Source organism: Ruegeria sp. BHSA123, assembly GCF_059613425.1.
This window is the reverse complement of sequence record NZ_JBXWSL010000006.1, coordinates 98750-112289: the sequence shown is the minus strand read 5'-3', so window position 1 is coordinate 112289 and position 13540 is coordinate 98750. Positions and strand designations below refer to the sequence as shown.

Annotated in this window: 10 protein-coding genes; 7 read left to right on the top strand and 3 right to left on the bottom strand. The window is 62.2% G+C overall.

Going from position 1 to position 13540, the window contains the following annotated elements; all coding sequences use genetic code 11:
- Position 1 precedes the first annotated feature (1 nt).
- From ftsA to AC2FNC_RS05130, 7 genes are all read left to right on the top strand, one after another.
- A complete protein-coding gene (gene ftsA / locus AC2FNC_RS05160; RefSeq protein WP_480475961.1) occupies positions 2-1336 on the top strand; it encodes a cell division protein FtsA in 1335 nt (444 codons plus the stop codon).
- A complete protein-coding gene (locus tag AC2FNC_RS05155; protein WP_480604439.1) occupies positions 1323-1742 on the top strand; it encodes a hypothetical protein in 420 nt (139 codons plus the stop codon). Before ftsA ends, AC2FNC_RS05155 begins: the two co-directional genes overlap by 14 nt.
- A gap of 348 nt (positions 1743-2090) precedes the next feature.
- A complete protein-coding gene (ftsZ, locus tag AC2FNC_RS05150) occupies positions 2091-3695 on the top strand; it encodes a cell division protein FtsZ (RefSeq protein ID WP_480554080.1) in 1605 nt (534 codons plus the stop codon).
- A gap of 213 nt (positions 3696-3908) precedes the next feature.
- Positions 3909-4829, top strand: coding sequence for a UDP-3-O-acyl-N-acetylglucosamine deacetylase (lpxC, locus tag AC2FNC_RS05145; protein ID WP_480516302.1), 921 nt, complete (start codon positions 3909-3911; stop codon positions 4827-4829).
- Between the two features lie 126 nt (positions 4830-4955).
- Complete coding sequence (locus AC2FNC_RS05140) at positions 4956-5819, top strand: outer membrane protein assembly factor BamD (protein ID WP_480475969.1); 864 nt, start codon at positions 4956-4958, stop codon at positions 5817-5819.
- Between the two features lie 36 nt (positions 5820-5855).
- Positions 5856-7505 (top strand): DNA repair protein RecN, encoded by a 1650-nt coding sequence (gene recN / locus AC2FNC_RS05135; RefSeq protein ID WP_496714754.1) that lies wholly within the window; start codon positions 5856-5858, stop codon positions 7503-7505.
- A 99-nt stretch (positions 7506-7604) separates the two neighbouring features.
- Entirely contained in the window at positions 7605-9290 is a 1686-nt protein-coding gene (locus tag AC2FNC_RS05130; RefSeq protein ID WP_496714753.1) for a chloride channel protein, read from the top strand.
- A gap of 59 nt (positions 9291-9349) precedes the next feature.
- On the opposite strand, the gene AC2FNC_RS05125 is transcribed toward AC2FNC_RS05130, so the two are convergent.
- The 3 genes from AC2FNC_RS05125 to cobT form a co-directional block, all read right to left on the bottom strand.
- Positions 9350-9691 (bottom strand): DUF427 domain-containing protein, encoded by a 342-nt coding sequence (locus AC2FNC_RS05125; RefSeq protein WP_480475975.1) that lies wholly within the window; start codon positions 9689-9691, stop codon positions 9350-9352.
- A gap of 63 nt (positions 9692-9754) precedes the next feature.
- Positions 9755-11545 (bottom strand): aminopeptidase P family protein, encoded by a 1791-nt coding sequence (locus tag AC2FNC_RS05120; protein ID WP_496714752.1) that lies wholly within the window; start codon positions 11543-11545, stop codon positions 9755-9757.
- Between the two features lie 81 nt (positions 11546-11626).
- On the bottom strand, positions 11627-13504 hold the full coding sequence (gene cobT, locus AC2FNC_RS05115; protein ID WP_480554085.1) for a cobaltochelatase subunit CobT: 1878 nt from the start codon (positions 13502-13504) through the stop codon (positions 11627-11629).
- Positions 13505-13540: the final 36 nt, after the last annotated feature.

Sequence of the window (13540 nt, the reverse complement as noted above, 5' to 3'; positions counted from 1 at the left end):
GATGACCGATCTTTATCAGTCCCAACGCGCCATGCGTCAAATGCGGCGCCAGGCATTGCAACGCGGTGTGATCGCGATTCTGGATGTGGGCAGTTCCAAGATTGCCTGCCTCGTTCTGCGTTTTGACGGATCGGGCCGGCTGAGTGAAGATAACACCATCGGCTCAATGGCGGGGCAGACTGGGTTTCGGGTTATCGGGGCCGCAACGACACGTTCGCGCGGCGTACAGTTTGGCGAAGTCACCGCCATGCAGGAAACCGAACGCGCCATCCGCACCGCGCTTCAGGCCGCACAGAAGATGGCCGATATCCGTGTCGATCACGTCATCGCCTGTTTCTCGGGGGCCAACCCGCGCTCTTACGGGCTGGACGCACAGGTTGATCTGGATGGCCAGCTGGTGACCGAGGCCGAAGTGGGTCGTGTTCTGAACGCATGCGACGTGCCGGATTACGGCGACGGGCGCGAGGTGCTGCACGCACAGCCGGTCAACTTTGCGCTCGACAACCGCTCGGGCCTGATCGACCCGCGCGGGCAGATGGGCCAAAGCCTTGCGGTCGATATGCACATGCTGACCGTCGATGCGATGGCGATCCAGAACATCGTGCGCTGTATCAAACGCTGCGATCTGGAACTCGCCGGGATTGCGAACTCGGCCTATGTCTCGGGAATTTCCGCGCTGGTCGAAGATGAGCAGGAACTCGGCGCGGCCTGTATCGACATGGGCGGCGGTACCACCAGCGTTTCGATCTTCATGAAGAAACACATGATCTATGCCGATTGCGTGCGTATGGGCGGCGATCACGTGACCGCCGATATCTCGATGGGGTTGGGTGTGCCCGCAGCAGTTGCGGAGCGGATCAAGACGTTCAATGGCGGCGTTCATGCGACCGGCGCTGATGACCGCGACATGATCGATATCGGCGGCGATACCGGTGACTGGGAACACGACCGCCGCACAGTCAGTCGGGCCGAACTGATCGGCATTATGCGTCCGCGCGTCGAGGAAATTCTAGAAGAGGTCCGCGTGCGTCTGGATGCGGCCGGGTTTGAACACATGCCAAGCCAGCAGATCGTTCTGACCGGTGGCGGCAGTCAGATCATGGGGCTGGACGGTCTGGCGACCCGCATCCTTGGTCAACGCGTGCGTCTGGGCCGCCCGCTGCGAGTGCATGGCCTGCCGCAATCGGCGACAGGACCGGCGTTCTCGTCCTCAGTGGGGCTTAGCCTGTTTGCGGCGCACCCGCAGGACGAATGGTGGGATTTCGAAATCCCGGTCGACACATATGCCGCGCGCCCGTTCAAGCGGGCCGTCCGGTGGTTCCGTGACAATTGGTAGACACCTGCAACGGGCCGCGCTGTGTACGGCCCTGTTGCCGGGATGGGTTTCGGCCCAGACCATCATCACGCCCGAGGCATTTCTGGATGCCGCCGTCGGCAAAACGCTCACGTTCCATGAGATTCGCAGCGGCTATTTCGTCGGGACCGAGCAATTTCTGAACCGTCACGCTTCGGTTTGGCGACAAGAGGGGCAGGGCTGTGTCTATGGGCAGATCACCACGCCAAACGGTCAAATCTGCTTTCTCTATGATAATGATCCAGATGGTATTCCCGTCTGCTGGTGGCCCTTCCTGCACGAAGGCCGTCTGATGGTGCGTCTGGCCTCGTTTGCAGAAAGCGAAATCCAGGAGGTGCGCAGCATCACCGAAACCAGCCTGAACTGTCCAAGTGCGCCGCTCAGTTGAAAAATCCGGTTGCGGCGCGCCGATTTATCCCTCAAGATATCCACAAGGCCCGGCAGAGGCCTCGCGGCAGGACCTGAGCAGTTTTCCGCAGTGTAAATGATGGTCGACCAAAGCGTGACGAACGGCTGAGTCCTCGCGCCGGGGTCGTCTGCCTTGTGATGGTCGCCGCTGTTTCCGCTATATCTGGCAGTACCTGCGAAATGCCGCCGGTTTCTGCCTTATTTCCTCCATATTTTGTGGTGAATCGCGATTTTTGACGTGACCTTTTCGCATCAGCCCGCTAGAATCGAGCAAGGATAGGTAAGAAAAATACCGCTTTGGCGGAACATAAATACAGGCGGACAGAGCATGACATTGAATCTTTCGATGCCCGGGCAAGACGAACTGAAGCCTCGGATTACAGTATTTGGCGTTGGCGGTGCGGGCGGTAACGCTGTCAACAACATGATTGAAAAACAGCTGGACGGCGTCGATTTTGTCGTCGCCAACACCGATGCGCAGGCGCTGCAGCAAAGCCAGTCCTCGGCGCGGGTGCAACTGGGTGTGAAGGTCACCGAAGGTTTGGGGGCAGGGGCCCGTCCGGCCGTGGGTGCCGCGGCTGCCGAAGAAAGCATCGAACAGATCGTCGACCATCTGGCAGGCGCGCATATGTGCTTTATCACCGCGGGCATGGGTGGCGGCACCGGCACCGGCGCCGCTCCGATCATCGCGCAGGCCGCGCGTGAGCTGGGCGTGCTGACCGTGGGTGTCGTAACCAAGCCCTTCCAGTTCGAAGGTGCCAAGCGGATGCGTCAGGCCGAGGACGGTGTTGAGGCACTGCAAAGGGTCGTCGACACGCTGATCATCATTCCGAACCAGAACCTGTTCCGCCTCGCCAATGAAAAGACTACCTTTACCGAGGCGTTCTCGATGGCCGACGATGTCCTGTATCAGGGTGTCAAAGGCGTAACCGACCTGATGGTGCGTCCGGGCCTGATCAACCTCGACTTTGCGGATGTACGCGCCGTGATGGACGAGATGGGCAAAGCCATGATGGGCACCGGTGAGGCAACTGGCGAAGACCGCGCCATTCAGGCGGCGGAAAAAGCCATCGCCAACCCGCTGCTGGACGAAATCAGCCTCAAGGGCGCCAAGGGTGTACTGATCAACATCACCGGTTCGCACGACCTGACCCTGTTCGAGCTGGACGAAGCCGCCAACCGCATCCGCGAGGAAGTGGACCCCGAGGCGAACATCATCGTCGGCTCGACGCTGGATACCGCGATGGAAGGCGGCATGCGCGTGTCGGTTGTTGCGACCGGCATCGACGCCACCGAAAAAACGGCTGATATTCCGGTCGCGCGCCGCTCGATGTCCGAGCCGCTGACCCGCACCGTTTCGGCCGAAGAATACGGTCGCGAAGAAGCGCCCGCAGCCGCCGAAATGGCAGAGCCCGCGCCGCAGATGGAAGAGGACCGCGAACCTTCGTTGTTTGAAGCCGCGGAAGAGCCCGCCCAGCCGAAGTTCCAGCCGTTTGATGAACGGGATGAGGACGATCTGCCGCCACCGGCCTATCAGCCGCGCGTCGCCGAATTCGAGCCGCAGCCCGAGCAAATAGAACCGGCGCCCGAGGCTTTTGTTGCCCCGCGCGCGCCTGTCGCAGGCACCCCGTCGCCCGAAGCGCTCCAGCGTTTGCAGGCAGCGGTTCAGAAGGTTCCCTCGGCAGCTCAGCGCGCCGCAGCGCCCCGCCCGCAAGCGGCGGTTTCGCATCACGAACCCGAAGAACGCTCGCGGTTTGGCTTCAATCGGCTGATCGACCGGATGACCGGGCACGCCTCTGATACACCGGCCCATCCGCCGCGTCAGCAGCCCGTTCTGCGCCAGTCCGAGGCCACGGCACCGATTCACGATGAGGCCGACCCGGATCAGGATCGTATCGAAATTCCAGCCTTCCTGCGCCGTCAGGCCAACTGATCGCGGTAACAAAATCCACTCACGGGGTCGCCATTTGGCGGCCCTAATTCTTTTTAAAACAGTGGCTTACGAACGGGTAAGCAGGGTTTTGCCGATCTGTTACATACATGTTTCATTCGGTTACAAAGAGTGAGTTGAGCCTTGACGCGGGCTTCCTTAACTGAGTGTCCAACACAGCCCCAGCAGGCTGGACACCACTCGCCGAGGCCCATTTTGCAACATACGCTCAAATCTCCGGTCACGTTTAAAGGCGTCGGGCTGCATAGCGGCAAGCCTGCGACCATGATCCTGAAACCGGCAGCAGCTGGTCATGGCATCTGGTTCAAACGGACGGATATCCATCTGGGCGATGCGATGATCCCGGCGATCTATCACGTGGTCGAACGGACCCCGCTTTGCACCCGTCTGGTGAATGATGCCGGGGTGTCGGTATCCACCATCGAACATATCATGGCAGCTTTGGCCGGGTGCGGCGTTCACAACGCACTGATTGAAATCGACGGCCCCGAAGTTCCGATCATGGACGGGTCTTCGATCGATTTCGTACGCGGCATCATGGCCCGAGGCGTGCGCCGTCAGGCCAGCCCGGTGCTGGCCTATGAGGTGCTGAAGACCGTCACCGCATCGCGTGAAGGGGCCAGCGCAAGCATCGCACCTGCGGATGGGCTGATCATCGATTTCCACATCGATTTCGAAGACAGCGCAATCGGCAGCCAGACCAAGACGCTGGATATGCGCAACGGGTCGTTCGCGCGCGAACTCAGCGATTGCCGCACCTTCTGCCGCCGCATTGATGTTGAAGCCATGCGCGAACACGGGCTGGCCCTGGGCGGTACTCTGGATAACGCCGTGGTCGTGCAGGGCAGCGAGGTTCTGACGCCCGGCGGGTTCCGCCGCGTCGACGAAGCCGTGCGCCACAAGATGCTGGATGCTCTGGGTGACCTCTATCTGGCAGGCGGGCCGATTCTGGGCCGTTTCACGGGCGACAAGTCGGGTCATTCGCTGACCAACACATTGCTGCGCAATCTGTTTGAAACGCCCGGCGCGGTGCGCCCGGTTCTGTGCACGCCGGAACAGGCCGCACGCCTGCCGGGGCAGGGCCTGATCGTAAACGAAATTCCCGAAGTCGCCTGATCAGATCAACTCTGACGACATTTGCGCCAGATGTTGCATAAGGCGTTTTGCACCGGAATTTTCTGTGCTAGACCATGGCTCAATTCGGGGCGAACCCCATTAAGTAAGACGACAAGGATGGGCGGTATGGTTGGCAGCAAAGCGGCAGTCAGATTCGCAGGCGCGGTTCTTCTGGCAGCAGTTTTGACGGCATGCGGTAACGGGGGCGGCCTTTTCGGCAACAAGGGCGCGGACCGGGAACAGAATCTGGAAGGGTTCACACCGGAACAGATCTACACCCGTGGCGAATACGAACTGTCGCAGAATCGCTCGGATGACGCGGCTTGGTATTTCTCCGAGGTTGAGCGTCTGTATCCCTATTCAGACTGGGCCAAGCGTGCGCTGATCATGCAGGCGTTCTCGTTCCACTCCGACAAGAACTACGAAGAAAGCCGGGCCGCGGCCCAGCGGTATATCGACTTCTATCCAACGGACGAAGACGCGGCCTATGCCCAGTATCTGCTGGCGCTCAGCTATTACGACCAGATTGACGAGGTCGGGCGCGATCAGGGGCTGACCTTTCAGGCGCTGCAATCGCTGCGCACCGTGATCGAGGTTTATCCCGACAGCGAATATGCCACCTCGGCAGTGTTGAAATTCGATCTGGCCTTTGACCACCTGGCCGGCAAAGAGATGGAGATCGGGCGCTATTACCTGCGTCAGGATCACTTTGCCGCGGCCATCAACCGCTTCCGCGTCGTGGTCGAGGATTTCCAGACCACGTCCCACACCGCCGAAGCGCTTTATCGTTTGGTCGAGGCTTATCTTTCCCTCGGCCTGCTGGATGAGGCGCAAACCGCAGGTGCCATCCTTGGCTACAACTACCAATCCTCGGAATGGTATGACGATGCGTACAAGCTGCTGACCTCACGCGGGCTTCAGCTCAAGAGCCGTGGCAACAACTGGCTCAGCACGATCTATCGTCAGACCATCAAGGGTGAGTGGTTGTAATCGCCATGGCATTAGGCTTGGGACGCTGAAGACCCGATGCTGCGCGCCCTTGATATCCGCGACATGCTGATCATCGACCGGCTGGAACTCAGTTTTCAGCCGGGCCTGAATGCGTTGACCGGTGAAACCGGCGCGGGAAAGTCTATCCTTCTGGATTCGCTGGGCTTTGTTCTGGGCTGGCGCGGGCGTGCGGAACTGGTACGGCAGGGTGCGGCACAGGGCGAGGTTGTGGCCGAGTTCGAGCTTTCCGCCGATCATCCCGCACATGCGATACTGGCCGAGGCGGGCTTGCCGGGCGGGGATGAGCTGATCCTGCGCCGGATCAACACCGCCGAAGGGCGCAAGACCGCTTGGGTCAATGACCGTCGCTGCTCGGGCGATGTGCTGCGCGCACTGTCGGAAACCCTGATCGAACTGCACGGCCAGCATGATGACCGCGGGTTGCTGAACCCGCGCGGCCACCGGGCCATGCTGGACGATTTCGCCGGGGTCTCGGACCGGCTGACATCCGTTCGTGCGGCCTGGGCCGACATGTCACGCGCCCGCAAGGCACTGGCCGAGACAGAGGCCGCGCTGGCGGCCGTCCGAAGTGAGGAAGATTTCCTGCGCCACGCGGTTTCCGAGCTGGATCAGCTTGATCCTCAGCCCGGTGAGGATGCCGAACTTGATGCCCGCCGCCGCATGATGCAGGGGGCCGAGCGTATCCGCGATGATATCGCCCGCGCCTACGCGCTGCTGTCGGGGGACGGTGCCGAAGGGGCGATGTCCGACGCTATCCGGTGGCTGGAAGGCGTGTCCGGCAACGCAGGTGGTCAGCTGGACGAACCGATTGCCGCGCTGGGGCGCGCGATGATTGAACTGGGCGAGGCGCAGGATGGCGTGAACGCCTGCCTTCAGGCGCTGGACTTCAACCCGTCGGAACTGGAACAGGCCGAGGAACGCCTGTTTGCCATCCGCGCACTGGCCCGCAAACATGACGTGGCCCCGGATGACCTGGGCGCGTTTGCCGACACTCTGCGCACCCGCCTCAACCAGTTGGAAGCAGGCGATGCCGACCTGGCGGACAGGCGTGCCGCTGTGGACGCGGCACAAAAGGCTTATGACAATGCTGCCGCCGACCTCAGCGCGGCCCGCGCGGCGGCTGCCGGGCGGCTGGACGCTGCCGTCATGGCGGAACTGGCTCCGCTCAAAATGGAACGCGCGGTGTTCCGGACCGAACTCATCCCGGCTGAACCCGGCCCCGAAGGAACCGACGCGGTGGCCTTTACCGTGGCCACCAACCCGGGCGCGCCGGCGGGGCCGCTGAACAAGATCGCCTCGGGGGGTGAACTCAGCCGCTTCCTGCTGGCGCTCAAAGTGTGCCTGTCGGGCGATGACAGCGCCCGCACGATGATCTTTGACGAGATTGATCGCGGCGTTGGCGGGGCCACTGCCGACGCGGTCGGGCGCAGGCTCGCGTCATTGGCGCAGGGCGGGCAGGTGCTGGTTGTCACCCATTCTCCGCAGGTCGCCGCGCGTGCGGCGCATCACTGGCGGGTGCAGAAACAGGTCACGGACGGGCAAACCCTGTCCACCGTCATCCCTCTGGCCCAGCCCGACCGGGTGGACGAGATTGCGCGCATGGTGGCGGGCGACACCATCACGGACGAGGCCCGCGCCGCCGCCCGGGCCCTGCTGCAGGCCTGATGCGCCCGTGGCACGAATTGGCCTCACACTGTCGCTATCTCACTTTTATTAGGGTGCTCCGTGGCTTACTAAGGGTTACGTGATGATCCCCGAGGGCCAATGACCCAGTCGACCCGCACCGTTCTGCGCAACCAGCTCAATCAGGCTCTGGCCGCGATCAAGGATGCGTGGCGGGTGATGCTGCGCCGGGGGCCAAGCCAGATCCAGTTCTGGTTCATCGCACTGGTCATCGGTATCGCTGCCGGTTTCATGGCGCTTGGGTTCCGCAAAGCCATCCGTGCGTTGCAGGCCTATCTCTATGACACCGACGACGTCCTGCTGCTGCACAGCCATGCCGAGAAACTGCCGTGGTTCATGATCCTGATCATCCCGATCATCGGTGGGCTGGTCGTGGGCCTGATCCTGAACCGGTTCACCAATGACGGGCGCGTCAGGTCAGTCGCAGATGTGATCGAAGGGTCCGCCATCACCGACGGGCGGGTCGAGGTCAAGGCCGGCATCGCCTCGTTCTTTGCCTCGCTGATCACGCTCAGTTCGGGCGGGTCAACGGGCCGAGAAGGCCCCGTGGTGCATATGGCCGGGGTGATTTCCACCTGGGTCAGCAACCGCATCCATGCCGACGGGATCACGGGCCGCGACTTGCTGGGCTGTGCTGTCGCCGCCGCCGTATCAGCCAGCTTCAACGCCCCCATCGCCGGGGCCCTGTTCGCGCTCGAGGTCGTGCTGCGCCACTTCGCCGTGCATGCCTTTGCCCCGATCGTCATCGCCTCGGTCGCCGGAACGGTAATCAACCGCCTCGAATATGGCGACGTTACCGAGTTCACGCTGGAAACGCCCGGATCGCTGCAATTCTATGTCGAACTTCCCGCCTTCCTGATCCTCGGCCTGATCTGCGGCTTTGTCGCGCTGCTGCTGATGCGATCGATCTTCTTTGCTGAAGATATCGGCAGCCATATCCAGAACCGCCTGTCCATTCCGGGCTGGCTGCGACCGGCCGTGTCCGGCGCGATGCTGGGGCTGATGGCGATCTGGTTCCCGCATATCATCGGCGTGGGCTACCAGACTACGATCCGCGCTTTAACCGGCGATCTGGTTTTGACAACCGCGATCCTGTTTGCGGTGACCAAGACAGTGGCTGTGGCGATCACCATGGGCGGGCGCATGGGGGGTGGAGTGTTTTCACCGTCCCTGATGATCGGCGCGCTGACCGGGCTGGCGTTCGGACTGATCGCCACAGGGCTGCTGCCGGATGTGTCCGGCACGCACACACTTTATGCCTTTGCCGGAATGGGCGCGGTGGCCGCGGCGGTGCTGGGTGCCCCGATCTCGACCACTCTGATCGTGTTTGAACTGACCGGCGACTGGCAGATCGGCCTTGCTGTTATGGTCAGTGTGTCCATGTCCACGGCGCTGGCCTCACGCCTGGTGGACAGGTCGTTCTTCCTGACCCAGCTGGAACGCCGCGATGTCCATCTGGCCGCCGGGCCGCAGGCCTATCTGCTGGCAATGCTCCGTGCCGGGGCGGTAATGCGTCCGCTCGGGGATCAACGGTCGATCACTGCGGACGAGGCGCAAGCCCTGATCAAACAGGGCCTGTGCATTCAGGCCAGCGCCACGCTTGAGGCCGCGATGCCCTATTTCGACCGCGACGACATTCCCTGCATTCCGGTTATCGTTCTGGAACAGGACGGGTCCGAGACACCGGTTGGCGCGCTCTACCATGTCGACGCGCTCAAGGCTTACAACCGGGCCCTTGCAGCCACCGCGGCCGAGGAACATTCGTAAGGGGCCCGCGACCGGGACAAGCGTTCCCGAAGCCTCCGCTGAAACCCTGTCCGGCGCCTCTAAATCTGCTCCACCTTCACCGAGTCCACCGGATAAAACGCCAGGTATCCCTTGATCTCGGCCACGGTGGAAATCGGGTCTTCATAGCTCCAGACCGCGTTTTCGGTCACCGAGGATTTGTTGACGATGGAAAAATGCGTCGCGTCGCCCTTGCCGGCGCAATGCGTCACCTTGTCGGTCTGATCCAGAAACGCCATCGCAACATCGCCGCGCGGAAAGTAAATCACCGGAGCTTTGTCGCCTTCGTGCAGTTCCAGCGCGTTGCTCGTTTCGCCCAGAATCGCACCGCCCGAACGGACAGTCCATTTGCCCGGTGCTTTTTGGATCGTGATCTCAGTCATTTCTATTCCTTCCGTCGACGTATTGGGGCCTCTCCTCTGCCCGTTCTATGTAACAGGCGGGTGTCAGATCGGCGCAGTTGCGGCATCCAACCACAGTTGCGCGTCATGTCCCAGCCTTGGGCGGATTTTTTCCGCGACGTCGCGATGATAGGCGTTCAGCCAGCCGCGTTCGTCAGGCGTCAACATATCAACCATGATCAGCCTGCGGTCAATTGGCACAAATGTCAGGGTGCGCCAGCACAGCATCGCGCGTTCCACGTCGCCACCGGGCAGGGCCGGAGCTTCTTCCACCACCACTAGGTTTTCTATGCGGATGCCAAAAGCGCCCTCGCGGTAATATCCCGGCTCATTCGACAAGATCATGCCGGGTTGCAGCGGGACATGGCTGACCTTCGACAGGCGTTGCGGCCCCTCATGCACGCTCAGATAGGCCCCGACACCATGTCCGACACCATGGTTGAAATCCTGCCCCGCCGCCCATAGCGGCGTGCGGGCCACGCATTCGATATCACGTCCGGCCAGCCCTGCGGGCCAGCGCAGCATCGACATGGCAATCATGCCCTTCAGCACGCGGGTGAAGCAGGTCTTTTCCTCCGCCCCGACAGTGCCGATGGCAAGCGTCCGCGTGATGTCGGTGGTGCCATCCAGATATTGCCCGCCACTGTCCAGCACCAGCAGATGACCGTCCTGCAACCGGCTGTCGGTCTCGTCCGTCACGCGGTAATGCATGATCGCGCCGTTCGGGCCTGTCCCGGCAATGGTATCGAACGAGATATCCTGCAACACATTGTCCCTGCGGCGGTTTTCTTCCAGCCGCGTGACCACCTGCGTCTCGGACAGGCTGCCGGGGGGCTGTGCGTCCAGCCAGCACAAGGTTTCGACCACCGCCACCGCATCGCGCAAATGCGCCTCGGCGCTGCCCGCGATTTCGGCCGGGTTCTTGCAGGCCTTGGGCAGGGCACAGGGGTCGCCGCCATCCACCATGGCATCGCCCAACGCGTCTGCCACGATCTGCGGCACCGTGCTCGGATCCACCTGCACTGCACCGTCCAGCGCTGCCACCGCATCCAGAAACTCCGCAGGGTTGCGCACCGTTACCTTCGGGTCCAGATGATCCTGCACGTCCAACAGTTTTGCCGCAGACATGAACAGATCGACCCTGCCGTCGTCATGCAGGATCGCAAACCCGTGGGCCACGGGGTTGTAAGCGATATCCGATCCCCGGATGTTCAGCAGCCACATGATCGAATCCGGCAATGTGATTACTGCGGCCTTTCGCCCGGCCTGCCGCAGGTCTGCGGCCAGTCTGGCAATCTTGCTGTCAGCGGTTTCACCCGCAAACTCGATCGGATGCGCCTTGACGGCCTGCATCGGCGGTTCAGGCTGGTCTGCCCAGATCCGGTCCACCAGATTGTCGCAGCGCACCAGTTCGACGCCTGTGCCCTCAAGCTCGTCAAGCGCGGCCGAGATTTGCCCTGCCGCGTGCAGCCATGGGTCGAAACCGGCCTTGCCTCCACCGGGCAACTGCTCTTTCAGCCATGCACTCAGGCTCACGTCAGGCCACGGCACCGGCGTGAACACATCCGCGACCTGCGCCTTGACCTGCGTGCGATACCGCCCGTCGATGAACACACCAGCCATGTCGGTCAGCGCAGCACAGAACCCGGCCGATCCCGTAAACCCGGTCAACCAGGCCAGACGCTCATCCCGCGGGGCCACATACTCGCCCTGGTGCGCATCCGACCGTGGGATCAGAAACCCGTCCAACCCTTCGCGCACCAGCTCAGCGCGCAACGCAGCCAGACGCGGCGGCCCCTGCTCGGGCCGCGCGGTCACCTCAAAGGACTGGAACATACTACTCCTCCCTCAGCCGGGCGGTCGATATCGCCGCCTTTTCATCTTTTGGGAAATACTCCCGCCGGAGGCAAGGCCAGCCTAGCCGACCTTTTTCATCCCCATCACCCGCGCCCGCGCGCGTGGATCACTGTCGAACAAAGCCGCCAGTTGTTCCGTCATCGCACCAGCCAGCTGTTCCACATCGGTGATCGTCACCGCACGGTCGTAATACCGGGTCACATCATGACCGATGCCAATCGCCAGCAGCTCGACCATCTTGCGCTTTTCCACCATGGCAATCACATCGCGCAGGTGCTTCTCCAGATAGTTGGCGGGGTTCACGCTCAGCGTTGAATCATCAACCGGAGCTCCATCCGAAATCACCATCAGAATCTTGCGCTGCTCGCGCCGCGCGATCATCCGGCGATGCGCCCATTCCAGCGCCTCACCGTCGATGTTTTCCTTCAGCAGGCCCTCTTTCATCATCAGACCCAGATTGGGCCGCGCCCGCCGCCATGGGGCATCGGCGCCCTTATAGATGATATGGCGCAGGTCGTTCAGGCGGCCGGGTTGCTGCGGGCGGCCATCGTTCAGCCATGCCTCGCGCGCCTGTCCGCCTTTCCACGCCCGCGTGGTAAAGCCCAGAATCTCGACCTTCACATTGCAGCGCTCCAGCGTCCGCGCCAGAACATCGGCACAAATGGCCGCGATCGAGATCGGACGCCCCCGCATCGACCCCGAATTGTCCAGCAACAGCGTCACCACCGTATCGCGGAACTCGGTATCCTTCTCGACCTTGAAACTCAGCGGTGTGGTGGGGTTTGCCACAACGCGCGCAAGACGGCCCGCATCCAGAATGCCTTCCTCGCGGTCGAACTCCCAACTGCGATTCTGTTGCGCCTGCAATCGGCGCTGCAACTTGTTGGCAAGGCGCGAAACCGCCCCTTTCAAAGGTTCAAGCTGCTGATCCAGATAGGCCCGCAGCCGTTCCAGTTCCGCAGGCTCGGCCAGATCTTCGGCCGCAATCTCTTCATCATGCGTGCTCAGATAGACCTTGTAATCCGGGTCGGCCTCGGATGCGGGCGGCGGGGCAGGCGGCTCCAGCGGCGCTTCGCCATCCGGCATCTCCGCCTCGTCACCCAGCTCATCCTCGGCCATCTCATCCATCGAGACCTGCGCCTGAGATTGATCCTGCTGCTCTTCCTGTGTCTGCTCAGGGGTCGCATCCGCGTCCTGATCGTCCTGATCATCCTGACCGGTGCTGTCAGGATCGGGCTGTTCCTCGGCGTCGTCCTCGGCCTGATCTTCCTGATCGTCGTCCAGCTCGTCGGGGTCATCGCCCAGCTGATCGCCATAGCCCAGATCCTTGATCATCTGCCGCGCGAACTTGGCAAACTCCGCCTGATCCGACAGCACGTCATCAAGGTTCTCCAAGACGCCACCGGCCTGTTCCTCAATAAACCCGCGCCACAGGTTCATGATATTCTCGGCCGCAGGCGGCAGATCGCGCCCGGTGGCCAGATGCCGGATCAGATAGCCCGCCGCGACCGACAAAGGCGCATCGGCAGGTTGCTTGCACTGGTCATATCCGCGCCGGATCGCCTCATGCCCGATCTTGACGTCTATGTTGCTGGCGGTGCCGGGCATATCCCGCGCACCCATCGCCTCGCAACGCGCCGTCTCCATCGCCTCGTACAAGTCCCGCGCCATATCCCCCGGAGGCGCATAGCGCGCATGGGTGGCGTCATCATGATACCGGCGCTGCAAGGCCAGCGCATCCGCCGTGCCGCGCGCCAGCAGAACCTCTTCCCGCGTCATACGCCGAGACACCTGCGGCAGCCGCATCGCCTCGCCCGACAGACCTGATGGGTCGACCGTGTATGAGATGTTCAGCTCAGGGTCGTTGGCCATGACCTTGGTGGCCTCGGCCAGCGCTTTTTTGAACGGATCAGCGGGGTTGTCGTTGGGTTTGCTCATCAGGCAGGTCCGGTCTTGTTCTGTCCCGGCAACCTA